Genomic DNA, 24,649 nt, shown 5'->3' with positions numbered 1-24,649 from the left:
TTCGCCGGCAACCACAACATTAGACGTTCGGCCCGCGCGGCGGGATGCCGCAGCGCGTCATCGGGGAGATGCGCCGCACCTGTCAGCACTCGCTCGCATCGGCTGCTAAGACGTTGTTTTTGATGACGGAACCATGACAGCCGGGTAACATCGTTAACGTACAGGCAACGATTGCGTCGCACAATTTTCCTCAGGACGATTGTCCGGCGCTCTGAAGAGGACTGCCATGCGAACGACACCCGAAATGGAGCTGATGCTGCAGGGCTACGGGCTGACGACCGCCGAGATCCTGTACCGCTATCCCGACCACCCGCACCTGCTGCAGACCTATGTCTGGCAGGACTACGATCTTGCCCCGAAATTCCCGATCCTGTTCAGGTTCCTCGATTTCTGGACGAAGAAGCTCGACGGGCCGCTGCACTCGGTGGCCTATACGCATCGGCGGCTGATCGCGCCCAACGAGTGGCGCAATGTCAAGGGTGAGATCGCCCTGCACTGAGCCGTGACAATCGAAACCCGCCGGCTGGCCGATTGGCGGGTCGGCTCCCATGCATCATGTGCCGGGCTTCTACTCCAGTCTTGTGAGGAAAGAGCCATGAACAAGAAACTTTTCGCGGGCGTCGCACTCGCCGCCCTGCTGGCCCACGCGCCGCTTGCCTGGGCCGATATCGTGATCGGCGTCGTCGCCCCGCTCACCGGCCCGGTCGCCGCCTATGGCGAGCAGGTCAAAAACGGCGCCGAGGCGGCGGTCGAGGCCATCAACAAGAATGGCGGCATCGCGGGCGAGCAGGTCGTCATCAAGCTCGCCGACGATGCCGGCGATCCCAAGCAGGGCGTGTCGGCCGCCAACCAGCTGGTCGGCGAAGGCGTGCAGTATGTGGTCGGCCCGGTGACCTCCGGCGTCGCCATTCCCGCCTCCGACGTCTTCGCCGAGAACGGCATCCTGATGGTGACGCCGACCGCGACTGCCCCCGACCTGACGGCGCGCGGCCTGGCCAACGTGCTGCGCACCTGCGGCCGCGACGACCAGCAGGCCGAAGTCGCCGCCGCCCATGTCCTGAAGAACCTGAAGGACAAGCGCGTGGCCATCATCCACGACAAGGGCACCTACGGCATGGGCCTGGCCAACGCCTTCAAGGCGGCGATCAACGCCGGCGGCCTCACCGAGGTGGCCTATAATTCGCTGACGCCGGGCGAGAAGGATCTGTCGGCGCTGGTCACCCGGCTCAAGGCCGACAATGTCGAGGTGATCTATTTCGGCGGCTACCATCCGGAGGGCGGCCTGCTCGCCCGCCAGCTCCAGGATGTCGGCGTCAAGGCGCTGATCATCGGCGGCGAGGGCCTGTCCAACACGGAATACTGGGCGATCGGCAACGAGGCCGCCGCCGGCACGCTCTTCACCAACGCCACCGACGCGCTGCAGAACCCGGATTCGGCCGAAGCCGTGAAAGTGCTGAACGAGAAGGGGATTCCGCCGGAGGCCTTCACGCTGAACGCCTATGCGGCGGTCGAGGTGATCAAGGCCGGCATCGAGAAGGCGGGCAAGGCCGACGATCCGGCTGCGGTGGCCACCGCGCTGAAGTCTGGCGAGCCGGTGCAGACGGCCATCGGCAAGCTGACCTATGGCGAGAGCGGGGATCTCAGCTCGCCGAGCTTCTCGCTGTTCAAGTGGGAAGGCGGCAAGATCGTCGCGGCGGAATAAGCGGGCCTATCTGCCCGATTCAAGCAAGGCCGGGGACTTTCCCCGGCCTTTTTATTTCTGCAAAGATCTGGGTGACGCTTAACCTTCGAACTTAATTACTAATAATTTGCAGGTTACAAGGAAAAATACATCGGAAAATCGCCAATTGTGACGATGATATCTTGAATCCTAGCAGGATTCGGATGATTATCTGCAGAGAGGCCCCGAAGAAACTTTCCGTCTATCATGCGGAGGAAAAGATGTCTGGGGTGCAGGATGAGTGGGTACTGATATTCTCCGACGGCACCGGGCAGCGCGGCGTCCGCGCCGACGAGGTCCAGGAGCTCGAAGGGGAGAAGATCAAGAATACGAACATCTTCCAGATGTATTCGGCGATCGACGGGCAGCCGGGTATCAAGACCTTCTACGATGCCGGGCTCGGCGCGCCGGAAAAGGGCGAATGGGACTGGACGCGCACCTGCCGCAATCTGTGGAGCAAGGCGACCGGCTGGGGCATCACCGCCAATATCGTCGATTGCTACGAGGCGCTGATGAAGGATTGGCGGCCCGGCGCCAGGATCGGGCTGTTCGGCTTCAGCCGCGGCGCCTACACGGTGCGCTGCCTCGGCGGCGTCCTGGCGGTCTGCGGCGTCGCCGCCACGGATCGAGGCGCCCCCATCTCCAGTGACAAGACCGGAGCCGGCGCCGAGCGGCGGCGCGCCATCGCCCAGGAGGCGGTCGCGGCCTACAAGATCAAGGACGAGCACGAGCGAAGAAAGGCCGGCGATGCATTCGCGGCCCGCTATGCGTCCGAGGAAGTCGTGCCGTCGGTCGTCGGCGTGTTCGACACCGTGAAGGCGCTCGGCCTGCCGGGCATGATGAACACCATCAATCCCTACAAGCACGAATTCCACAACAGCGAGCTATCGACCCGCGTGCCCGTCGGCTTGCAGGCGCTGTCGATCGACGAGAACCGCAAGGCCTTCGCCCCCGAACTGTGGGACGATGCCGGCGGCAAGGGCAAGGCGGCGGGCCAGGTCATCGAGCAGATCTGGTTTCCCGGCGTGCATTCCGACATCGGCGGCGGCTACGAGGACGACACGCTGGCCAATCTGAGCCTCGCCTGGATGCTGGAGCGGCTGCGCGTGCTCACCGGTCTGCATTTCCCGATCGTGGTCAACACCGAAGGCAAGGTGCTTGGGCCGGCGCATGACGAGCGCACCGGTTTCGGCCAGTTCTGGCTGCCGGCGGCACGGTCGATCCGGGGGATGGCGAAGGACACCGATCCGCTATGCGTCGACATCGAGAAGCGGTTCGCGCAGTTTTCGCCCGAATATCGGCCGAAACCGTTGCGGATTCACCCGAGAGTGAGCCATTTCTACCCTGAAAAACCCCGCCCTTCGGGTCTTTTCCGGGCGTTTTACCGCACCGCCTGCTGACTTGCCTGTCAGGAGACGGCCGCGCCGGCCGTTGGCGGGCAGGACGGCGCGCGCTAGTCCTTGCCGCATCGCAACAGCAGGGGCGAAGCAGATGATCGCGGAAATGTGGCCGGCCGGCAGCGTGCCGCCGAATCCTATTTTGAGGCCCGGCTACCGCCTCGACTTCGCCGAAGCCTTCAACGGCCCCGCCCTCGACCGACGCAAATGGCTGCCCTACCATTTGCCGCACTGGAGCTCGCGCCGCCAGGCCGCCGCGCGGTACCGCTTCGCCAAGGGTTCCGTCGTCCTGGAAATCGACGACGGGCAGCAGCCCTGGTGCCCCGAATTCGACGGCACGGTGCGTGCGTCGTCGCTGCAGACGGGCGTCTATTCCGGGCCCGTGGACAGCGCCGACGGGCAGGCGCGGTGCAATCCCGACAGCCGCGTGCGCGAGCCGCAGGACAGGCAGCGCCTCTACGTGCCGCGCTACGGCTATTTCGAGATGCGCGCCAAGGCGGCGGCATCGCGCCTGAACCAGGTCGGGCTGTGGCTGGTCGGCTTCGGCGACCGGCCGGAGCGGTCCGGCCGCATCTGCGTGTGCGAGATTTCCGGCGGCTTTGCCGGCACGCGGTCGACACGCATCGGCTATGGCGTCCACGCAGCCGGCGACCCGGCGCTGGCCGACGCCTGGTTCACCGATTTCGTGCCGATCGACGCCACCGAGTTCCACATCTACGCGGCGGAATGGACGCCGCGCCATGTCGACGTCTTCGTCGACGACCGGCTGCTCAGGCGCATCCCCCAATCGCCCGCCTATCCGATGCAGGTCATGCTCGGCATCTATGAGCGGCCCGACGCTCCCGCCGGCCCGCTCAACCGCCAGCCGGGCTATCCGAAAACCTTCACCATCGACTATTTCCGTGGCTACCAGCCGCTCGCCGGCTACGGTCGCCGCCGGCCGGCGCCCGCCGAGGAATAGCGGCGGTCGGCCCGTCGCGGATAGGGTCGTGTCTAGCGCCCCCGTGGTTCGACCGCTCGACAAGCCCGCGGCTCACCATGAGGGCTACCGGGACGGTCGCGCCGATCGCTGTGGGCAGTCAACGCAAGCGACAGTTGTGGCGGGCGAAGCCTATCAGGAGCCCTCATGGTGAGCCGCGAGCTTGTCGAGCGGTCGAACCACGGGGGCGCTAAACTACCCGTCGACCGATCACAGCGGCCGCGGATTTCACCGGAAGCTGGGCACGATCCAGGGATTGATCTCGATGCCGGAGCGGACGCGCCGCTTGGCGGGTGCCGCCGTGTCGGCAGGCTCCTGTGCCTGCCGGATCGACCGGGTTTTGGTCTGGTCAAGCACGGGCCGGTCGGCCGTGACGGTGCGCGGCGTAGCCGCCTTCCCGGCATCCTTCGCCGCCGTGTCGGCAAGCAGCGGTCCGGACGTGCCCAGCAGCAGGGCAAATGCCAGTGCGAGTTTCTTCATCTCCGCGATCCTTTCCGTACATGTACGCAGTAACGTACAGATACGGCAAGAGACATGCGGGCGCAAGCGATTTCGTACATGTACGAAAACTCTTGCAAGTAGACGGCAACTTCGAAACGGTGTCGGCATTCTCGGTGTGAACATGGAGCAGCGACCGCCGACGGCCGCCGCCAAGGATCAGCGGCTGGCTGGTCCACCTGTTGCGACAACGCGCTCGATCGCTGTCATCAGAGAAACCGAGCCGCGCCGGTGTTCGCTGTCCTTCTCGCGCCTGAACAGGCCGTTGGCGATTCCCTCGTACATGCCGAGAAGCGCGTGCGCCACCTCATCGGGCACGCCTTGCTCTGCAAGCAGCGCCGCGCGGCGCTCCGCCGGGACCGGCACCGGCACCACGGGACGGCCGAGAAAGTCGGCGAAGGCCACCGCCACCTCGCCGGCGCTCCAGTCTTCCGGTCCGCCGAGCTCCACGACGCGTTTGCCGGTCCACTCCTCGCACAGCAGGGCGGCCGCGGTGCGCCCGACATCGATCGTGCTCACCATCGGGATTTTTTGGGAAGGTTCGATAAAGCTCGGCAGTACGCTTTCCGACACAACGGTTTGCGCCACCTCGCTCCAGGTCTCGACAAAATAGCCCGACCGCAGGAAGGCGGTCGCCGGCGCCACTCCGCCAAGCAGGGCTTCGACCCGGTTGAGGGTGGCGATGACGCCGGTGCCGGAGGCATGCTGCGCGCCGATGGACGACAGGACGACGGCCTTGAGTAAACGCGCCCGCCGTGCGGCATCGGCAAGCGCGGCACCGAGTTCTTCCGTACGCGCAAAAGGATCGCCGCTCACCGGCGGAGGATTGAGCAGGAACGCACCCGACGTGCCCCTCAGCGCGTCGGTCATCGCGTCGGCATCCTCGATGTTCGCGACGGCCACCTCCGCGCCGAGTTCCGTCCATTTTTCACCTTGTTCCTTGCGACGCAGGACAACACGCACGGCCTCACCGCGCTCGATGAGGGCGCGCGCCGCCTCGCCCCCGGCCCGTCCGTTTGCTCCAAGCACGACATACATGATTGCCACTCCGTCAGTTCGTTCGATGAAGGAATGGATAGGCGCGAAACTTCCATGCGTCCAATGCATGCTGTATATGGTGATTATGCGTGAAGTGGATTTGCGCCGGGTCGACCTTAACTTGCTGGTGGCGCTCGAGGCGCTGCTGGATGAGAAGAACGTCACGCGAGCCGCCCACCGGCTCGGCATGAGCCAGCCCGCCGCGAGCCGAGCGCTCGGACGATTGCGCGCCCTGTTTTCGGATGCGCTGCTGGTTGACGGGCCGGGTGGCTACGTCCTCAGTTCCCGTGCCGAAGCGGTGCGTCCCATGCTGCGCACCATACTGGCGGGCGTGGGAGAAATGCTGGAGGCGAGCTCATTCGATCCCGCGACGGCGACGGGTCGGGTCCGACTTCTCACGCCTGATCTCCAGGCCGCCGCGCTCGCGCCGTATTTGCTCGCCCGCCTCGCCCGCGAGGCGCCATCCGTCGACCTCGACATTGCCGCGCCGGGCGCGAACGGCTTCGAAGCGCTGGAGCAGGGAGTAGCGGACGCGATGGTGGCGCTGGTCGAGGACGCGCCGGCCGGCATCCAGCGACGCCGCCTCTATGACGAAGACCTCGTGACGCTCATGCGGGCGCACCACCCCGCGCTCGCCGAAGAACTCACGCTCGACCGCTTCCTGGCGCTTGAGCATATCGTGGTGAGCGTCACAGGCGTCGGACCCGCACCTGTCGACGAGGTGCTTGCGCGGATGGGGCGAAGGCGACGGGTGAAACTGCGTGTGCCGAATTTCTTCGCGGCCGTCGAGATCGCCGCCCGCTCCGACCTTATCATGACCCTGCCGTCGAGCCTGGCACGAGCGGCCGCCAACATGAGACGCCTCGCATCGTTGCCACCGCCCCTCGATCTTGGGAGTTTCACGATGAGCCTCGCCTGGCACGCGCGCCAGCAGGACGCGCCAAGGCACATATGGTTGAGGCGTGCCATCGTCGCGGCCGCGATGGATATGTCATCTGGGATTGAAGTTGGAGAATGAGGCCGCGAAGCGCGTCGTGCAACTCCTCAAAACCGACTCCGCGAGCGCCGAGATGCACCAGCGAGGCGTCAGCAGCGCGACGTCGTTCCGAGCGGTGCGACGGGGGCGCTGCGCAGGCCCGCCAGCACCACCTCGATGGTCCGCTCGACATAGGCGTCGCGCTCGCCGAACGGATAGCCGGGAAAGCTGATCAGCAGCGACACGGTGCCGTGGCCGAACGTCCACAGCAGGGTGGAGATGGCGAAGACGTCCCCTTCCAGCACACCGGCGTCCACGCAGGCCTGGACGCGCTTCAGCAGGAGTTGCAGCGCCGGGTTTTCCTTCTGCAGCTCGGCGGGATCCTCGTGCGGCATGCTGGCAGGATCCCGCGAGGTGAAGACGGTGCGGTATTCGTTGGGGTTGTCGAAAGCGAAGGCGGCGTATTCGCGCATCATCTTGATGAGCGCCTGCAGCGGATCGGCCGGGGCCTCGCGCTCCATGCGCCTTGCAAGGATGGCAAAGGCATCCCGCGCCAGCGCGAACAGGATGGCGTGCTTGTCGGGAAAGTAGGAGTAGACGGACATAGGCGCGTAGCCCACGCGGGCCGCCAGCTTGCGGATGGTCAGCCCCTCATAGCCTTCCTCCCTGACCAGGGCGTGCGCCGCCTCGACCAGCTCGGCCCGGACCTCGGCCTTTTGCAGTTCCCTGCGGCTGCGCGCATTCGCCATCGTTGCGCCCTCCCGGAATCACCATACACCGTACGGAAAATGCCTCAACGCGCCGCCGGTTGCGAGCCGTCGCGCTTGACCGGCGGATGATTCCGGCCAGACTGGCGCTGCCAGCCTGCGCAGCGCGTCGGAAGGGGAGACAAAGATGCCCGGCGAGACCGACCTTGCCGCCCTGCTCGCCGGAATGCGCCCGGCCCTGCAGCCCGGCCTTTTCGTCTTCTGCACCCTGCCGGCGGACAGTCCGATACCGGCCGGAACCGATCCGGTGATGATCTTTCGCGAGGCGGAGGGCCGCACGCTGATCCTGCGCGAGGAGGAAGCGCGAGGCGCCGGTCTCCAGGGGACGTTTCCCTGCCGGATGGTCACGCTCGAGATCCACTCGGCCTTGGAGGCGGTCGGCTTCATGGCGGCGATCGCCACGCGGCTGGCGGCGGCCGGCATGGGCGTCAATCCGGTCTCGGCCTTCTTCCACGACCATCTCTTCGTCCCGGCCGACCGGGCCGGCGAGGCCGTCGCCATCCTGGAGGCCATGGCAAAGCCGGCGGCGACGGAGCCACCGCCGGGCTGATCACCAGAGGTCGTAGCGCAGGCCGACCCTGACCTGATGGTAATCGAGGCCCTTGCCGTATTCGGCACCGTCGTCGCCGATCTTCACGAAGGGCGCGTCGGGGGAGGACAGATACTGGTAGCCGACATCGACCGAGACGTTCTTGGCCACCTGGTAGGACGCACCGGCGTTCAGCGTGTAGAGGAAGTTGTAGTCGCGATCGCTATAGCTCGCGCTCAGGTCGCCGAGACGCGCGTCCAGCTCGATCTTCGAATAGAGCACGCCGACGCCGGCGCCGACATAGGGCGTCAGCCCGGCATAGGTGCCGAGGTCGATATAGCCGTTGGCGATGCCGGTCCAGTAGGTGTTCTCGGCGCTCGCGGAAGCGTCGATGCCGTCGATCCGGCCGCCCGTGCTGAACTTCTCCCGCGGCAGCAGGCCGAGATTCACGTCGGCGCGCAGGAAATCGTTGAAGTGGTAGCCGAAGCCGACGCTGCCGAAGACCGGCGTGTCGTCCTCCTCGAAGGAAAGGATGCGGATCGGGTCGAACGGCGCGAACTCGTCGATGGCGGTCACCGCGAGCTGGGTGTCGTCATAGCTATTGTCGAAGATGTAGCCGATGTCGCCGCGCAGATACCATCCGGAGCCGACCTCGACCGGCACGTATTCCTCGGCCTGCTCTACGAAGATCGGCGGCTCGTAGTCCGCCGCCCCGGCACCGGCAACCGGCATGAGGGCGCTGGCCGCGAACAGCAGGACGACACGTCTGACAAGGATCATACTGATAGCTCCCCTGGCGATGACGGCGCATAACTGTCGATCGCTACCGGGACCATTGTTAACCATAACGGTTAAGTGCCGGTTAACCCTAACGAAACGTCATCCAGGCCGCGGATTGGTGTTCGCACGGGACTGCCGGATTCCCAATCCCCGGATTCGGCCCGGCGTACCATCGTGGAACTTCTTCGTCGGCTTTGGCTTCGCCATCTCCGAGGCCTGGATTCCCGACACTCTCCGCTCGCTTCGCTCGCTCACGAGGCCGGGAATGACGACATTGACTGAGGCCTCCGACAATCGCCACCGCCGGTGATCAGCCGAAGCGGCCCATGACTGTCGTCATTCTCGACCTCGTGAGCGAGCGGAGAGTGTCGGGAATCCAGGCCTCGGAGTCGAAGAAACAAGGCCGGCGAGGAATCGGTTGCGTCGGGACCGTCGGAGAGCGAACGCCAGCCGGTGCGTGGGCGGAGACGCCGAGTGCGCGATAGATTCAGAGCTCGCTCGGGGGCCTACAAAAGCGGAACCGCCCGGCTTTCGCCGGGCGGTCGATGCATGCGGGACGATCGGGACTACTGCTTGTAGACCGGCGGCGGCTCGTAGGCGATCGGCTGCGGAGCAGGCTCGCAGCCGTTGCTGCCGGTGAACTGGTAGCGCAGGCCGCCGCGCACCTCGTGCACGTCGAAACCGTCGTCGAAGCCGGGGCCGGCATTGTTGGCGTAGCCGAACATGTCGCCGCCCTCGATGCGCGAGTAGCGATAGCCGAAGTCGAGCTTGGTCCTGTTGGTCAGGCAGTAGGACACGCCGGCCATCGCCGCGTAGGCGAAGCGCCATTCGCTGCCGCCGTCATGCTCGGTGCGGCCGTTGTCGTCGTCGTTGACGAGCTTGTCCCACTTGATGTGGGCGCCGCCGATGCCGGCGCCGACATAAGGCGTGAAGCCGTGATAGGTGCCGAGATCGACATAGGCGTTGGCCAGAAGCAGGAACGCCGACATCGACGAACGGTCTGTCGAGGTGCAGGGCACGCCCCCGCAGAAGCCGGAGGTGCTGCCTTCGAAATCGGCGTCGAAGAAGTAGTCGCCCGTCAGGTCGACGCGGAAATAGTCGTTGACCTGGTAGCCGATGCCGGCGCCGAGCGACATCGCGCCCTTGAGGTCGCCGTCGTCGAACTTGCCGCGCTGGCCCGGCGCGCCGTAGAGGATGTAGTCGCCGTTGCGGAAATTGGTCCAGTGATAGTCGATGTCGCCGCGGATGTACCAGCCGCCTACGTCCGGCGCCGCGTAGACCTCCTCGACCACCGGAGGCGCCTCGATCACCGGCGGCTCGATATAGTCCGCCGCCAGGGCGGGTACAGCGACGCTGCTTGCCAGGATGGCCGCGAGGCCTGACATTCCAAGTCTCACCATTTCCGATACCCCAGATTCCCTCGGGATCGAGCGTGCGCCCGAGCAAGGTTGAACTCATCGTGGATAATGAAGGGCAAAGGTTAAGGCGCGCTTAACCCTGTTCCTTAACCACGATTCGGTTCGATTCGACGCGGCATCTCGTTCGCGGAAACGGCTGCGGGGCCGGCGCGCGTTCATCGCGCCGGCCCCGCAAGTGAGTGGTTCAGGACAGAGACGGCACGCTGCGGGCGCGCCGGCACATGGCCGCTACGCGGCCGAGCGAAGCTCCGAAATGACGCCGACCAGGTCGTCGACCACGGCCTCGACAAGCTTGTCGTCGTCGCCCTCGGCCATCACGCGGATCAGCGGCTCGGTCCCGGAGGGACGGATCACCAGCCGGCCCGCCTGGCCGAGCCGGCCGCGCGCCTCTTCGATCGCCGCCTGCACCGTGCTGTTCTCCAGGGGCTTGCCGCCGGATACGCGCACGTTCTTGAGCAGTTGCGGCACCGGCTCGAACTTGCGGCACAGCTCGCTGACCGGCTTGTTCGAGCGCTTGACGCAGGCCAGCACCTGCAGCGCCGAGACCAGCCCGTCGCCGGTGGTCGAGAAGTCGGAGAGCACGATGTGGCCGGACTGCTCGCCGCCGACGTTGAAGCCGTGGGCGCGCATGTGCTCGACCACGTAGCGGTCGCCGACCTGGGTGCGGTGCAGCTGCAGGCCGAGCTCCGTCATGAAGCGTTCGAGCCCGAGATTGGACATCACCGTGGCGACCACGCCGCCGCCGGCGAGGCGGCCGTTCTGCTGCCAGGTCTCGGCGATCAGCGCGATGATCTGATCGCCGTCGATGACGGCGCCGTTCTCGTCGACGATGATCATGCGGTCGGCGTCGCCGTCGAGCGCGATGCCGATGTCGGCGCGCACCTCGTGCACCTTCTTCACCAGGGCGGCGGGATGGGTGGAGCCGCATTCCTGGTTGATGTTGAAGCCGTTCGGCTCGTTGTTGATGGTGAAGACCTCGGCGCCGAGCTCCCACAGCGCGGCGGGGGCCACCTTGTAGCCGGCGCCGTTGGCGCAATCGATGACCACGCGCAGGCCCGCCAGCGACATGGAGCGCGGCAGCGTGCGTTTGGCGAACTCGATGTAGCGGTCGTGCACGCCGTCGACACGCTTGGCGCGCCCGAGCCCGTCAGCCTCGGCGAGCGCGATGTCGATGTCGTTGTCGAGCAGGCTCTCGATGCGCATCTCGATCTCGTCGGAGAGCTTGTAGCCGTCCGGTCCGAACAGTTTGATGCCGTTGTCGTAATAGGGATTGTGCGAGGCGGAGATCATCACGCCGATATCGGCCCGCAGCGAACGCGACAGCATGGCGACGGCCGGCGTGGGGATCGGCCCCAACAGGAACACGTCCATGCCCGCCGCGCAGAAACCCGCGACCATGGCGTTCTCGATCATGTAGCCCGACAGGCGCGTGTCCTTGCCGAGCACGACGCGGTGGCGATGCTTGCCGCGCTGGAAGGAGAGGCCGGCGGCCATGCCGACCTTCATCGCAACCTCGGCTGTCATCGGGTGTTTGTTGGCGCGCCCCCGGATCCCGTCCGTTCCGAAGTATCTTCTTGTCATCAGGTAGTCCCCAACAAATCAGGCGACACAGCCTTGCCACAAATCGAGCGTCTCGGCCGCATCACAAAATATGAGTATACGTTACGAATCCCTTAGAAGTCATTGCCGGTTGCCCGATGCTCGACTTCCTTCGGCCATTCGCGGCTGAATGCGACGGCTTATACCCGTCTTGCCCCAATTTGAAGTCCGCTCCGTTCTCATGACCGCGTCATGGACGAAACGTAAAACTGCTTTTGTTTATCTTTGATGACACGAGGTTCCGAGGTCAAAGCCTGCAATCGGCCGGACACTCGAAACCACCCGGAATTGTATCGCTCCCCCTTACTCCTCGCGATCATTCTTTCACGCAGAATGCGGCAGAGCCGTGGCAAAATTACGGCAAATTCAGGCGCAACGCCATAGTAACTTTATCTGGAGGGCAGAACAACATGGCGGAGACTTTCTCCGTCCCGGACAGATGCTGCCGCTGTACCTGTCAAAAGCATGTTTCCTTGGGCAAGCTGCCGCGTCAAAAAGAATTCGCCGCGCTGGCGGCGCGGCGAATTCTTCGCGCGGAAAAATCCTCAGCCCTGCGGCTGGGGCTCCATGCCGCTTTCGGGCTCTTCGCCACCCTTCTTGCGGCGGCCGCCGGAGGCGCCCGCCTTCGGCACGGCGGAGCCGCGCGAGGGCGGGGTGTCGTCGCCGAGATCGCGCGACGGCTTCTGCCCGGCGATCAGCTGCTTGATCTCGTCGCCCGACAGCGTCTCGTATTCGAGCAGGCCCTCGGCGATGGCGATCCATTCCTTCTTCTTCTTGGTCAGCACCTGCTTGGCGAAGGAATAGGCCTCGTCGATCAGCCGGCGAACCTCGGCGTCGATGATCTGCGCGGTCTCCTCCGAGACGTTCTGGGTGCGGGCGACGGAGTGGCCGAGGAAGACCTCCTCCTGGTTCTCGCCATAGGCGACGTGGCCGAGCTTGTCGGAGAAGCCCCAGCGGGTGACCATGGCTCGCGCCAGCTTGGTCGCCTGCTCGATGTCGGAGGCGGCACCCGAGGTGATGTTCTCCTTGCCGAACTTGAATTCTTCGGCCACACGGCCGCCCATCATGATCGCGAGGCGCGAGACCATGTATTTGTAGCTCATCGAGTAGCGGTCGCCCTCGGGCAGCTGCATGACCATGCCGAGCGCACGCCCGCGCGGGATGATGGTGGCCTTGTGCAGCGGATCGGCGGACGGCACATTGAGCGCCATGATGGCGTGGCCGGCCTCGTGATAGGCGGTCAGCTCCTTCTCGGCCTGGGTCATGGCGGTGGAGCGACGCTCGGCGCCCATCATCACCTTGTCCTTGGCGTCCTCGAACTCCTGCATGGTGACGAGGCGCTTGTTGCGCCGCGCCGCCATCAGCGCCGCCTCGTTGACGAGGTTCATCAGGTCGGCGCCCGAGAAGCCCGGCGTGCCGCGTGCCACTACCTTGAGGTCGACGTTCGGCGCCAGCGGCACGTTGCGCACATGCACCTTGAGGATCTTCTCGCGGCCGTTGATGTCGGGGTTCGGCACCACGACCTGGCGGTCGAAGCGGCCGGGGCGCAGCAGCGCCGGGTCGAGCACGTCGGGACGGTTGGTGGCGGCGATCAGGATGATCGATTCGTTGGATTCGAAGCCGTCCATCTCGACCAGCAGCTGGTTCAGCGTCTGCTCGCGCTCGTCGTTGCCGCCGCCCAGGCCGGCGCCGCGATGGCGGCCGACCGCGTCGATCTCGTCGATGAAGATGATGCAGGGCGCGTTCTTCTTGGCCTGGTCGAACATGTCGCGGACGCGGCTGGCGCCGACGCCGACGAACATCTCGACGAAGTCCGAGCCGGAGATGGTGAAGAACGGCACGTTGGCTTCGCCGGCGACGGAGCGCGCCAGCAGCGTCTTGCCGGTTCCGGGAGGGCCGACCAGCAGCACGCCGCGCGGGATCTTGCCGCCCAGGCGCTGGAACTTCTGCGGGTCGCGCAGGAATTCGACGATCTCTTCCAGATCCTGCTTGGCCTCGTCGACGCCGGCGACGTCCTGGAAGGTGACACGGCCGTGCGCCTCGGTCAGCAGCTTGGCCTTGGACTTGCCGAAACCCATGGCGCGGCCGGAGCCCGACTGCATCTGGCGCATGAAGAATATCCAGACGCCGAGGATGAGCAGCATCGGCAGCCAGCCGAGCAGCATCGAGAAGATCGAGCCGGAGCCGTCGGTTTCCGGGCGGGCATTGATGGTGACGCCCTTCTCCTCCAGCCGCGATACCAGCGTCGGATCGCCCGGCGAGTAGGTCTGGAAGCCGGCGGCGTTGTCGGTATAGCTGCCGCTGATGCGGTCGCCGACGATGGTGACGGCCTTGACGCGGCCCGACGAGAGGTCGGCCAGGAATTCCGAATAGGCCACCTCGGTGGAGGCGCCGCGCGTCTGCGGCGTCTGGAACAGATTGAACAGCGCGATCAGCAGTACGGCGATGATCGCCCACAGAGCGAGGTTGCGGTAATTCGGATTCATCAAGTGTCCCGTCCATGCCCGGTCATGGGCATGCGTCCAGAGTAAGAGCGTATTGCCCGTAACATAGGGAGGGCGGTCGATGTTGCCAAGCGAAACCCCCGCACGCGGTTAAGCTGGCGTGACATTGTGACCGGCCGATGGCGCTACCGGGACTGGCGGGGCGCCGACGGCGTCGGCGAGAGCCTGCGCGAGGTCCAGGTCGAAGCACGGCAGGAAGCGCGCCCAGGGGGCGAGGACGCATGTGGCCGTCCAACCCGCCGGCGCTGCCTGCGTGCTTCCGGACACGCCGCGCTGCTCGACATGGCCGATTTCCGGGCTTCCGCCGGATGAAATGATCGGCAAACCCGCTTTTGCCGTCCTCGCCAGACTTGCCGGCACACCGTCATCGTTCTCAACCTGTCTGCCACCGGCGCTGGCGGGCGCGATGACCGCCGCAGCGGCCCCGGCGGTGGCCGAAATGCGGAACCGGCCGTCCCAGATCAGGCCGTCCCGGGCAGGCTGCGGCTCCGGCAGGCCGCGCTCCTCGCGGCACAGCCAGACGCCGTCGCGCCGCGCCGCCACCAGCGCCCGCGACAAAGTGGCGCGACAGGGCGGCGCGGCCAGCCGCAGGCAAAGCGCGCGCACCCTGCCCTCGTCCGGCAGGTGCGGCGTGCCGCCGACGACCGCGAGCAGGGCGCGCAGCGTATGCACGGCGGCATCGTCGATGGCAGGTCGGAACAGGGCGGCATCGATCCGCATCAGGCCTGGGCCAGCCTTGCGAACATGGCGGCGGATGAGGTCCGCGGCGTCCCGTCCCAGGTGACGGCGCCGGGTCGCGCCCTGCCGGGCAAGCGTCAGCAATCCGTCGATCGCGGCAGCGCCGGAGACTTGCGGCGGGCCGGCCAGCTCCAGCCGCGCGCGCACGCGCTCCGACCGCCGGTCGGTATTGCTGGGATCATCGACCCAGCCGACGGCCTCGTCGCGCAGGAAGGTGCGCAGCGTCTCGCGTCGGATGCCGAGCAGCGGGCGGAGAATCCAGACGGAACCGTCGAACAGCGTCTCCGGAGCCATGCCGGCGAGGCCGGGCCCTTCGCCGCGCCGGCGGCGCATCAGCACCGTCTCGGCCTGGTCGTCGGCGGTGTGGGCGGTCAGGATCACGTCGGTGCCGGCGTCCCGGGCGGCGCGCGCCAGCAGGTCGTAGCGCGCCTCGCGCGCCGCCGCGGCGAGGCCCGTGCCGGGCTTCGGTCCGCTCCAGGTCATGATCCGGTGATCGATGCCACGCTCGGCTGAGAACCGTGCCACGGCCTGTGCCTCGGCGGCCGCTTCCGGACGCAGCCCATGGTCGACGGTCACGGCGTGGAGGCGCGTGGACGGCGCTGCGTGGTCGAGAAAAAGTTTGAGAAGGAGAAGCAGGGCGGTGGAGTCGCTGCCTCCGGACACCGCGGCGATGACGGCGGGGCGGCTTTGCAGCCCGCAGGTCGAGAGCGTTTGAAGAAGGTCGCCCGAAGGGCTCAGCACGCCGCCTGCGCCTGTTCCTGCTTGACGCGCTCCTTGAGCGCGGCCGAGGCGTTCGGATAGCGCTTGCCGACCTCGCCGAAGGTGGCGCAGGCGACGTCGCGCTGCTTCAGCCCGACGAGCGAGACGCCGAGCTTGAGCAGCATGTCGGGCCCCTTCTTGGACTTGGGATACTGCTTGCTGGCGGCCAGGAACGTCTCGGCCGCATCGCGATACTTCTTCTGGCCGAGCAGCGCCTCGCCGAGCCAGAAATGCGCGTCGGAGGCGCGCTCGTTCTGCGGGAAACGCTCGATGTGATCGCGGAAACCGGTTTCGGCCGTCGCATAATCGCCGGACAGGATGAACTGGTAGGAGTTGCGGTAGAGTTCTTCCGGATCGTCCGTCGGCGGCAGAGCCGCGACGATCGAGCCGTTGCCGCCCGGCGCCGGGGTCGCGCCGGAACCGGCGGCCGGCGCCGTTCCGCCGGGGGGACCGCTGTCCCCGAGCACCTTGACGTTGCCGTCCTTGTCGACGGTAATCGTGCCCAGCGTTCCGTCCGGCGCACCGGCATTGGGATTGGTGGTGCCGGGTGCCTCGCCGGCGATGACGTCCTCGACGCTGGACGGTTGCCCGCTGCCGCCGTTCGCCGCCGGCGGGGCGGCGGCGGTGGTGCGGTTAGACTTGCCGGAGCGCGCGTCGGAGCGCTTCTCCAGTTCCTGGAAGCGGAACTCGTTGTCCTCCTGCATCTTGCGCAGTTGCTCCTGCAGCTGGAGGATCTGGAAATTGAGCTCCTCGACGGTGCCGTTTAGGGCGCGGATCTGCTCTTCCAGCGCCACCACCCGGGGATCGGATGCCTGCGCGAGCTGAAAGCTCTCCTGCTGCCGCGGCTGGCCGAAGACGCCGGGAAGACCGGCGGCCGGGCGCTGCACGGCGATGCCGTGATCTGCCATCGCCGGAGCGGCGTCGCGCGCCGAAGCGGCGGCTGCTGAAAGCAGCATCGCGGCAAGCGTGCCGCTGAGGATCGTTCGAAAATACATGGGCGTCTCGCGGAAAGGTGGAACTGCGGCGTCACGCCTGCGGCGGGAAGAGCAAACCTGACGCTCCACGCCGGGGCGCTTCTCGGCTCCATATCAGGCCGGCAGACTTCGGCCAAATTTTGTTTGGCTTTACTGGACCAACGAATGGCCTCAGTGACGGATGAACCAGGCAGCCGCCCATGGCCAGAACCGCTCAGTTCGTCTCGGTCGACGGCAGGTCGAGGTGAAGCTCGACGCGGCGCACGCGCGCCTCCAGCTCGCTGATCAGGACGCCATGGCCGATGACCGAGCTGTGATAGGCCGTCACCGCATGGCGCAGGCCGGAGATCTGCTCGCCCAGTTCCTTACGGGTTTTCTTGTCCTCCGCCTGCAGCACGGCGATATCAGAGGCGACGTCGGTCCGCAGGGAATACACTTCCGAGCGCAAGGCCGCCCGGAGCATCTCCATCTCCGAGCGGAGATCGGCGATGTCGCTTTTGGTCGCCATCTCGGCGCGCATGTCGCGCAGCAGTCGAAGAATGAGGCTGTCCGGCTCGTCGCCCATGTGGCTTTCATACCACAGTGTTTTCCAAGTACAAACGGCGGCCCGAAGGCCGCCGCTCGAGATCGATGAGCGCGTGGGCCGCGGCTCAGCTGCCGGCGCCGTTCAACGTGGTGACGGCGCGGCGGTTCTGCGACCAGCAGGAGATGTCGTCGCAGACCGCGACCGGCCGCTCCTTGCCGTAGGAGATCGTCTTCAGGCGGCCTCCGGCGACGCCCTGCGAAATCAGGTAGTCGCGGGTCGCTGCGGCGCGGCGGGCGCCCAGCGCCAGGTTGTATTCGCGCGTGCCGCGCTCGTCGGCGTGGCCTTCCACGACGATGCCGTAGTTGCGGTAGCGGTTGAGCCACTGCGCCTGGCGGGTCAGCGTCTGCTGGGCGTCGGCGCGGATGGCCGAGGAATCGGTATCGAAGAAGATGCGGTCGCCGACATTGACGGTGAAGTCCTGCGCCGAGCCCGGGGTCGCGGCGCCGGCGCCGCCGAGGCCGAGGTCGGCCGCGCTGTTCGGCGTCTTCTTGTTGGCGCAGCCGGCCAGCGCCAGGCCGGCGACGAGCGCGATCATGACAGGATTCGTGGTGAGCTTTGCGATGCGGCGCATATCCCGCCTCTCCTTAAAATTCGAATGGCTGCGTTGAACATCGAGTAACCACGTTTGGGTTAACCGGTATTCAAGAGACATGGTTAACGATTGGTAGCAGGACGCCGTCCACCGCCTGCCCTCCTGGCCTGACCTCGCGTGGAGGCTGGGCGGAAATGCGACGAAAACGCGGCGAAGCCATGGAACTTCGCCGCGTTTCGTTCAACTTTATGCAAGCTTCCGTATTATTCGAGCAGCGGCGACCAGGCGGGGTCGGACGCGTAGTTGGAGGTCGGGATCGCCTGCTCGTTGCGGCCGGTCAGGTCGATCGAGTAGAGGCGCGGGCCGCCGGAGCCGGCCGCTTCCTTGAAGAACATGATGTAGCGGCCGTTGGGCGCCCAGGTCGGGCCTTCCTGCTGGAAGCCGGAGGACAGGATACGCTCGCCCGAGCCGTCGGTGCGCATGACCCCGATCTGGAACTCGCCGCCGGTCTGCTTGGTGAAGGCGATGAGGTCGCCGCGCGGCGACCACACCGGCGTCGAGTAGCTGCCGCCGCCGAAGGAGACGCGCGTCTGGCCCGAGCCGTCGGCGCCCATCACGTAGATTTGCGGCTGGCCGCCGCGGTCGGAGGTAAACACCACCTTGGAGCCGTCCGGCGAATAGGAGGGCGAGGTGTCGATGGCGTTGGAATTGGTCAGCCGCGTCGTCGTGCGGCTGCGCAGGTCCATGGTGTAGATGTTGGAATTGCCGTCCTCGCGCAGCAGGCTCATGATCACCTTCTGCCCGTCCGGCGAGAAGCGCGGCGCGAAGGTCATGCCCGGGAAATTGCCGACCAGCTCGCGCTGGCCCGTCTCGATCTGCAGCAGGTAGACCTTGGGCTGCCCGCTTTCATAGGACATGTAGGTGATTTCCTGCCGCGTCGGCGAGAAGCGCGGCGTCATCGACATGGCGCGTCCATCCGATAGATAGCGCACGTTGGCGCCGTCCTGGTCCATGATGGCGAGGCGCTTGCGGCGGTCGTTCTTGGAGCCGGACTCGTCGATGAAGACGACGCGCGTGTCGAAATAGCCCTTCTCGCCGGTCAGCCGCTCGTAGATGGCGTCGGCGATGATGTGGGCGACCCGGCGCATATGGGTCTTGGACGAGAAGAACTGCTCGCCGACCAGCTGCTGGCCGGCAAAAGTGTCCCACAGCCGGAATTCGGCGCGCAGGCGCCCGTCGGCCTCCTCGGTGACGCGCCCCGTCACCAGCGCCTGGGCGTTGATGACCTTCCAGTCGTCGAAGCGCGGCGCTGCGTCCGGATTGGAGATCTTCTCGATGAAGGCACCTTTGTCGATCGGCGCGAACAGGCCGGAGCGCTGCAGGTCGGCGGCCACGATCGATGATATCTCGGCGCCGATGCCGTTGCCCGAGATGAAATCGGTGATGGCGATCGGCAGCGGCTCGACGACGCCCTTGTTGACATCGATCTCCACCAGCGCCCGTGCCGGCAGCGTCGCCATCGCGGCAAAGCCAACCGCGACGGTCACGACCGTGAGAAGGGATGCCAGGAATTTCTTCATTCGGTTCAACCTCGTTCAAAGATCCGGAGACGCTCAGAACATCTCGCTGGGATCGAAATTGACGATGACGTCCGCCCAGGCCTCGTATTTCTCGGCGGGCAGCGTGTAGGGCGAGCAGCGCGCCACGGCCCGCCGCGCGGCTTCGGCGGCAGCCCTCTCGACGCCGCTGGAGCCGCCGCCCGAAATAATCTCCGGGCTGCCTTCGAGCGCGCCGGACGGGTCGAGCTTGAATTTCACCGAGACGCGCAGATTGCCACCGTCCATCGCGCCGGCCGGAATGTTCCAGCAGCGCTGCACCTGGCCGCGCAGCGCGTCCATCTCGCTCTGCGACAGTTTCGAGCCGCCCGTGGTCCGCTCGCCGCCGAGTGCGGCCTGCTGGTTGGAGCGCTTGGCCCCGCCGCCCTTCGACTTTTCCTTGTTGAGCAGGGCCTCGACCTGATTCTCGATCGAACCGGTGTCCTCCGACTGCGGCCGCGAGGAGGCTTCCCGCACCGGCTTCTCGGAGGTCTTGCGCTCGGGCGCCTTGGCGGTTTCGGCCGGCGCCGGGCGCGGCCGCGCCTCCGGCCGCGGCGCGCTGTCGGGCAGCTGCGCCACCTGCTCGGCCGGCTTCTCCTGTTCCTCGGCGATCGCCTCGGCCACGGCGTCGGGTTTCACCGGCTCGGCCGCCGCCGTCTCCTGCGGCTTCTCGGCCGGCTTGGGCTCGGGCTGCCTCACCGGTTCCGGCTTCGGCTCAGGTTCCTTCACCGGCTCCGGCTTCACCTCCTGCCTGGGCGCGGGCACCGGCGCCACCTCGGTCGCCGGCACCGGCTTCGGCTCCTCCGGCGGCTTCGGCGTGTCCTCGGTCTTCGGCTTCTCGACCGGCTTCGGCGCGGGCGCCGTCGCCTCCGCCGTCTTCACCGGTCTGGGCTTATCCGCCGGTGTCGGCGGGTTGTCGGTGTCGATGTCGTTCTCGCCCACCTTCTGGGCGTCGGCGACGATGTCCGGCCGCTTGGTCGGCATCGGTGCCGGCGTCTCGGCCATCGGCGCCTTCTTGTCGCCCTGCTGGATCTGCGTCATCTCCTCGATCGGCACGATGTCGACCGGCAGCGCCTCGACATCGGCGACCTGGAGCGGCGCCGGCGCCGACAGCGACAGCAGGCCGAAGCCGAGCACGGCCGCATGCAGGACCACCGATGTTGTCAGGCCGGCCTTCATCGCCGATCAGGTGCCCTGTTCGGGCAGGCTGACAAGCCCGATGTTCTTGAAGCCGGCGGCGCTGATCTCGGCCATCACCTTCATGACGGTGCCGTAGTCCGCCAGCTTGTCGCCGCGGATGAAGATGCGTTCCTCGTAGCCGGTCTTGGCGATCGCCTGCAGCTTGGGTACGACCTCGTTGATCGGGATCACCGTCTCCTGCAGGTGGATTTCGCCGGCCTGGTTCACCGAGATGGTGATCGGCTGCGTGTCGGCATTCATCGCTTTGGCTTGCGTCTCCGGCAGGTCGATCGGCACGCCGACCGTGAGCAGCGGAGCGGCGACCATGAAGATGATGAGCAACACCAGCATCACGTCGACGAAGGGCGTGACGTTGATCTCCGACATCAGGCCGTGATGGCGGCCGCGCCGCCGGTGGCCGCGTCCGCCGCGACCCGACCGCGCTGCGCCTACAGACATTCCCATCGTCTAGTCCTCAGGCTGCCCGCTGCTGCGGTATCTTTTCATCGATTTGGCGCGACAGTATGGCCGAGAACTCGTCGGCGAAGCCTTCCATGCGCACCGCCAGCTTGCCCGCGTCGGACGACAGCTTGTTGTAGGCGATGACGGCGGGGATGGCGGCGAGCAGGCCGATCGCCGTGGCGAGCAGCGCCTCGGCGATGCCCGGCGCCACGACGGCAAGGTTGGTCGACTTCGAGCCGGCGATCGCCTGGAAGGAGGTCATGATGCCGATAACCGTGCCGAACAGGCCGATGAAGGGGCCGGCCGAACCGATGGTGGCGAGAAAGCCGAGCCGGCCCTCGAGCCGTTCCATCTCGCGGGTCAGCGCCAGGTCCATCGCCTTGTCGATGCGGTTCTGCAGGCCGATCGGCGAGCGCGCGCCCTTCTCGAAGCTCTTCTTCCATTCGCGCATGGCCGCCACGAAGATCGAGCCCATGCCGGTCGGCTTGCGGTCCGACAGCGTGCGGTAGAGCTCGTCGAGCGACTGTCCTGACCAGAACACCTGCTCGAACCGGTCGAGCGAGCGGCGCATGCGCGCGAAGCCCAGGACCTTGTCGACGATGATCGCCCAGGTCCATATCGAGGCGAACAGCAGGCCGATCATCACCAGCTTGACGACCCAGCCGGCCTGCCAGAAAAGTGCCCAAACCGACAACTGCACGCCCGGCTCGGCGAGAGGGAGGTTTTCCATAGTCAGACAATCCCTAAAGGTATCCGGGCATCGGCCCCCGGCCCGCCCATGGCAGCATTCCGTCGCTTAATCGCGACGCGACCAGGCGCGCCTGCCCCGAAATGTGCCGATGCGGCCTTTTCGGGGGAAAGTTTGGTAAAACCAAGGCGCGCACGGATCGCCGCGATTGTCATCGATTTCTTCATGGGCCGTTAAGGTTAAGGATGCGTTATGACAGGGGCGCCTGACGTGGCGTCGTATCGGCCATGCGGCGCATGGGGAGGGGTCGATGCTCTTTGGGATCACGGAAACTGCAAGATGGCTCGGTTGGCTGCGGCGGCCGATCGACCGCCTCCTGTTCAACAGGATGGGACGCCGGGGGCGACTCGTCGCCGGCGGGGTCCGCTCCCTGCGCGGCCGGGCGCGCGTTCGCGGCCGGGATACCATTGCAGCCGGCGAGGAGAACCGCGTCGAGTTCGGCAGGGACGCGGCGTTCAACGGCAGGATCGAGTTCCGCGGCAAGCAGAACATGCTGGAACTGGCCGCGGGCTCGCGGTTCGATGGCACGGCGAAGCTCCGCGGGAGTGGAAACCTGCTGCGCATCGCCGATGAGACGAGCTTCAGCGGATCGGTGGTCATCGGCGGCCAAGGCAACAGGCTGCTGATCGGCACCCGATGCGACTATAACGGCAAGATTTTCATCAAGGGCTTCGGGCAGACCGTCGTCTTCGGCGACGATTCGGCCGCTGCCGACGTCACAATCCTGTGCGCTGAGGGAACCGACATCCGCATAGGAAAATGGTGCTTGCTCTCGCGCAGCATCGAGATCCGCAGCACCGACGCCCATTCGCTCATCGACCGGGAGACCCGCATGCGGACGAACCCGGCTGCCTCCGTGGAGATCGGCGATCACGTCTGGATCGGCGTCGGGGTGATCATCGCCAAGGGCGCGGCCGTGCCCGCCGACTCGGTCGTCGGCGCACGCTCCTTCGTCAACGGCCGCTTCGACGAGGAGGGCGTGGTGCTGGCCGGAGCGCCGGCCAGCATAGTCAAGCGCGGCATCACCTGGCACCGGGCGCGGAAGCCGAGATTTTCGGCCGCCGAGATGAATCACTGGAAGAGCTGAGCCCCCGACCCGCTATCACGATTTCGGCATGAAGGCGGGCAGCCATTCCTTCGGGAAGCGGCGCGGCCTGCCGCCCTCGCCGACGATGGCGGCCTCCACCCGCGCCCTGACCAGCACTTGGCCGCCGCGCGACAGCGTCTGCGCCATGGTGATGCGGGCGCCGGAAATCTCCTCGGTGCGGGTGTCGACGGTGAGGACGTCGTCGATGCGGGCCGGCGCGGCGAAATCGATCTCCATGCGCCGCACGACCCAGATGATGCGCTCGCCATGTTTGCCGTCGGCGAGCTCGGTGTGGTGGACGCCGGCCAGTCGCAGGAAGTCGGAGCGCCCGCGCTCCAGGAATTCCAGGTAGCGGGCGTGGTAGACGACGCCGGAGAAGTCGGTGTCTGCATAATAGACGCGCGCCATCAGCCGGTGGCCGGTCGTGGTGAGCATGCCGGAGAGCCCGGCGGCGAGCTGTTCACCATGATCGCCCATCGCACTTTCCTTTTGCACGGCTTGCTGACACCTATCGCGGCGGCGAACCGGATGGCACTTATGATCGGGATGTTCAAGACCTGCCTTGCCGCGGCGATGCTGCTGCTTGCCTGGGCCGAGGCGGGATCGGCCGCCAGCTTCTCGGCCCGGCGCGGCGTCAGTCTCGACCTGTGGATCACCTGGCCGCCGGAACAGCGCTGGAGCGAGCCCGACGCCATCCTGCCCTATCCGGAATGGGGAAAGTTCCTGAAGGCAGCCGACCTCGAGGCGCTCCGGGCTGCCGGTCTCGACTTCGTGCGCATGCCGGTCGACCCCGTGCCGTTCCTGTCCGGGCAGTCGGCGCATCTGGTCGAGGACCTGTTCGACTCTGTCCGCGACTCGGCGCGCATGGTCAATGCCGCCGGCCTGAAGGTGGTGGTCGACATGCACATCGTGCCGGCCGGCGGCGGCCGGTCGATCGGCACGCAGCAGATCCTCGATGACCCCGCCCTGTTCGACCGCTACCTCGACGTGGTGCGCCGCATGGCGCGCACGCTGGCCGGCGAAGACCCGGCGCTGGTCGCGCTCGAACTGATGAACGAGCCGACCAGCGGCTGCGAGGGCGCGGAGGCCGGAATCTGGGCGGACAGGCTGAAGCGCCTGTTCGCGGCGGCGCGCGCTTCGGCCACGCGGCTGACGCTGGTGCTGACCGGCGCCTGCTGGAGCAGCGCCGAAGGGCTTGCCGCGCTCGACCCGAAGGATTTTCCCGACGACAACCTGATGTGGGGCTTCCATTCGTACGACCCCTTCCTGCTGACGCACCAGGGCGCCACATGGGCCGGCGACTTCATCCGCTACGTGACCGGCATCCCCTATCCGCCAAGCAGCGCGCCGCGCGCCGAGCTGGAGGCGGCGGTGGCGAAGGTGAAGAACACGATCGACGCAGAGGCGCCATGGTCGCGCCGCGCCGGCATGAAGGCCTATCTGGACGAGCTGGTCTCCGCGATCGACACGCCGGAAAAGCTCTCGGCCATCATGGAAAAACCGTTCGCCACGGTGGACGCCTGGGCGAAGAAGCACGGTGTCGGATCCGAAGACATCCTGTTCGGCGAGTTCGGCATGATCCGCCAGGAATATCGCGGACCCTACGTCGTGCCGGCCGCCCAGCGCGCCGCCTATTATCGCGACATGATCGGCCACGCCGAGAAACACGGCTATGCCTGGTCGATGTGGAGCTATGGCGGGGCGTTCGGGGTCGTGGAAGAATTCGACCGCCGGCCGGCCGAAAGCGACGTGCTAGACGTGGTGCGGAGCTTGCCGGACTGATC

Annotated in this window: 24 protein-coding genes; 8 read left to right on the top strand and 16 right to left on the bottom strand. The window is 66.5% G+C overall.

Annotated elements, in window-relative coordinates; all coding sequences use genetic code 11:
- Window positions 1–226: 226 nt before the first annotated feature.
- The 4 genes from C7I84_RS18750 (at window position 227) to C7I84_RS18735 (ending at window position 4,078) form a co-directional block, all read left to right on the top strand.
- Entirely contained in the window at window positions 227–499 is a 273-nt protein-coding gene (locus C7I84_RS18750) for an usg protein (protein WP_106773744.1), read from the top strand.
- Between the two features lie 96 nt (window positions 500–595).
- Entirely contained in the window at window positions 596–1,702 is a 1,107-nt protein-coding gene (locus C7I84_RS18745) for a branched-chain amino acid ABC transporter substrate-binding protein (protein WP_106773743.1), read from the top strand.
- A gap of 239 nt (window positions 1,703–1,941) precedes the next feature.
- Window positions 1,942–3,120: a DUF2235 domain-containing protein gene (locus tag C7I84_RS18740; RefSeq protein ID WP_165816127.1), complete on the top strand. Its 1,179-nt coding sequence runs from the start codon at window positions 1,942–1,944 to the stop codon at window positions 3,118–3,120.
- Window positions 3,121–3,211: 91 nt separating this feature from the next.
- Window positions 3,212–4,078, top strand: a complete 867-nt coding sequence (locus tag C7I84_RS18735; protein WP_207771034.1) for a glycoside hydrolase family 16 protein — start codon at window positions 3,212–3,214, stop codon at window positions 4,076–4,078.
- A 246-nt stretch (window positions 4,079–4,324) separates the two neighbouring features.
- Here C7I84_RS18735 and C7I84_RS18730 read toward each other — a convergent pair whose 3' ends face one another.
- Complete coding sequence (locus C7I84_RS18730) at window positions 4,325–4,576, bottom strand: hypothetical protein (RefSeq protein WP_106773741.1); 252 nt, start codon at window positions 4,574–4,576, stop codon at window positions 4,325–4,327.
- Between the two features lie 177 nt (window positions 4,577–4,753).
- Window positions 4,754–5,632 carry an NmrA family NAD(P)-binding protein gene (locus C7I84_RS18725; RefSeq protein WP_106773740.1) on the bottom strand — a complete coding sequence of 293 codons (879 nt, stop codon included), beginning with the start codon at window positions 5,630–5,632 and terminating at the stop codon, window positions 4,754–4,756.
- 85 nt (window positions 5,633–5,717) lie between these two features.
- Between C7I84_RS18725 and C7I84_RS18720 the strand changes: the two genes are divergently transcribed.
- A complete protein-coding gene (locus C7I84_RS18720; protein ID WP_165816130.1) occupies window positions 5,718–6,650 on the top strand; it encodes a LysR substrate-binding domain-containing protein in 933 nt (310 codons plus the stop codon).
- A 68-nt stretch (window positions 6,651–6,718) separates the two neighbouring features.
- Here the strand turns inward: C7I84_RS18720 and C7I84_RS18715 are convergent, their stop codons facing one another.
- Window positions 6,719–7,357: a TetR/AcrR family transcriptional regulator gene (locus tag C7I84_RS18715; protein WP_106773738.1), complete on the bottom strand. Its 639-nt coding sequence runs from the start codon at window positions 7,355–7,357 to the stop codon at window positions 6,719–6,721.
- Window positions 7,358–7,502: 145 nt separating this feature from the next.
- On the opposite strand from C7I84_RS18715, the gene C7I84_RS18710 reads away from it, so the two are divergent.
- Window positions 7,503–7,925, top strand: coding sequence for an ACT domain-containing protein (locus tag C7I84_RS18710; RefSeq protein ID WP_106773737.1), 423 nt, complete (start codon window positions 7,503–7,505; stop codon window positions 7,923–7,925).
- Here the strand turns inward: C7I84_RS18710 and C7I84_RS18705 are convergent, their stop codons facing one another.
- From C7I84_RS18705 to tolQ, 12 genes are all read right to left on the bottom strand, one after another.
- The gene (locus tag C7I84_RS18705) at window positions 7,926–8,684 is read right to left on the bottom strand and encodes an outer membrane protein (protein WP_106773736.1); all 759 of its coding nucleotides are present in this window, start codon (window positions 8,682–8,684) and stop codon (window positions 7,926–7,928) included. It abuts the gene before it with no gap.
- Between the two features lie 566 nt (window positions 8,685–9,250).
- On the bottom strand, window positions 9,251–10,084 hold the full coding sequence (locus C7I84_RS18700; RefSeq protein WP_425351359.1) for an outer membrane protein: 834 nt from the start codon (window positions 10,082–10,084) through the stop codon (window positions 9,251–9,253).
- 246 nt (window positions 10,085–10,330) lie between these two features.
- Window positions 10,331–11,683: a phosphoglucosamine mutase gene (gene glmM / locus C7I84_RS18695; protein ID WP_106773734.1), complete on the bottom strand. Its 1,353-nt coding sequence runs from the start codon at window positions 11,681–11,683 to the stop codon at window positions 10,331–10,333.
- A gap of 563 nt (window positions 11,684–12,246) precedes the next feature.
- Entirely contained in the window at window positions 12,247–14,187 is a 1,941-nt protein-coding gene (ftsH, locus tag C7I84_RS18690) for an ATP-dependent zinc metalloprotease FtsH (protein WP_106773733.1), read from the bottom strand.
- Window positions 14,188–14,295: 108 nt separating this feature from the next.
- Entirely contained in the window at window positions 14,296–15,684 is a 1,389-nt protein-coding gene (gene tilS, locus C7I84_RS18685) for a tRNA lysidine(34) synthetase TilS (protein WP_245428494.1), read from the bottom strand.
- On the bottom strand, window positions 15,678–16,697 hold the full coding sequence (ybgF, locus tag C7I84_RS18680) for a tol-pal system protein YbgF (RefSeq protein WP_106773732.1): 1,020 nt from the start codon (window positions 16,695–16,697) through the stop codon (window positions 15,678–15,680). Before ybgF ends, tilS begins: the two co-directional genes overlap by 7 nt.
- A gap of 193 nt (window positions 16,698–16,890) precedes the next feature.
- Entirely contained in the window at window positions 16,891–17,241 is a 351-nt protein-coding gene (locus C7I84_RS18675) for a hypothetical protein (RefSeq protein ID WP_106773731.1), read from the bottom strand.
- 85 nt (window positions 17,242–17,326) lie between these two features.
- Window positions 17,327–17,833 (bottom strand): peptidoglycan-associated lipoprotein Pal, encoded by a 507-nt coding sequence (gene pal / locus C7I84_RS18670; RefSeq protein ID WP_106773730.1) that lies wholly within the window; start codon window positions 17,831–17,833, stop codon window positions 17,327–17,329.
- A 224-nt stretch (window positions 17,834–18,057) separates the two neighbouring features.
- The gene (tolB, locus tag C7I84_RS18665; RefSeq protein WP_106773729.1) at window positions 18,058–19,374 is read right to left on the bottom strand and encodes a Tol-Pal system beta propeller repeat protein TolB; all 1,317 of its coding nucleotides are present in this window, start codon (window positions 19,372–19,374) and stop codon (window positions 18,058–18,060) included.
- Window positions 19,375–19,407: 33 nt separating this feature from the next.
- A complete protein-coding gene (locus tag C7I84_RS30085) occupies window positions 19,408–20,568 on the bottom strand; it encodes a hypothetical protein (RefSeq protein ID WP_106773728.1) in 1,161 nt (386 codons plus the stop codon).
- 6 nt (window positions 20,569–20,574) lie between these two features.
- Window positions 20,575–21,033 carry a protein TolR gene (tolR, locus tag C7I84_RS18655; RefSeq protein WP_106773727.1) on the bottom strand — a complete coding sequence of 153 codons (459 nt, stop codon included), beginning with the start codon at window positions 21,031–21,033 and terminating at the stop codon, window positions 20,575–20,577.
- A gap of 10 nt (window positions 21,034–21,043) precedes the next feature.
- Window positions 21,044–21,760 carry a protein TolQ gene (gene tolQ / locus C7I84_RS18650; RefSeq protein WP_106773726.1) on the bottom strand — a complete coding sequence of 239 codons (717 nt, stop codon included), beginning with the start codon at window positions 21,758–21,760 and terminating at the stop codon, window positions 21,044–21,046.
- 268 nt (window positions 21,761–22,028) lie between these two features.
- On the opposite strand from tolQ, the gene C7I84_RS18645 reads away from it, so the two are divergent.
- Complete coding sequence (locus C7I84_RS18645) at window positions 22,029–22,865, top strand: acyltransferase (RefSeq protein WP_106773725.1); 837 nt, start codon at window positions 22,029–22,031, stop codon at window positions 22,863–22,865.
- Window positions 22,866–22,880: 15 nt separating this feature from the next.
- On the opposite strand, the gene ybgC is transcribed toward C7I84_RS18645, so the two are convergent.
- Window positions 22,881–23,342, bottom strand: coding sequence for a tol-pal system-associated acyl-CoA thioesterase (ybgC, locus tag C7I84_RS18640; RefSeq protein WP_106773724.1), 462 nt, complete (start codon window positions 23,340–23,342; stop codon window positions 22,881–22,883).
- Window positions 23,343–23,393: 51 nt separating this feature from the next.
- Between ybgC and C7I84_RS18635 the strand changes: the two genes are divergently transcribed.
- Window positions 23,394–24,647: a glycoside hydrolase family 5 protein gene (locus C7I84_RS18635; protein ID WP_106773723.1), complete on the top strand. Its 1,254-nt coding sequence runs from the start codon at window positions 23,394–23,396 to the stop codon at window positions 24,645–24,647.
- The last annotated feature ends 2 nt before the right edge of the window (window positions 24,648–24,649 follow it).

Origin of the sequence: Kumtagia ephedrae (genome assembly GCF_003012745.1) — a bacterium.
GTDB lineage: Bacteria > Pseudomonadota > Alphaproteobacteria > Rhizobiales > Rhizobiaceae > Kumtagia > Kumtagia ephedrae.
The sequence above is the reverse complement of the archived record's forward strand: the minus strand, read 5'-3'. Positions and strand labels throughout refer to the sequence as shown.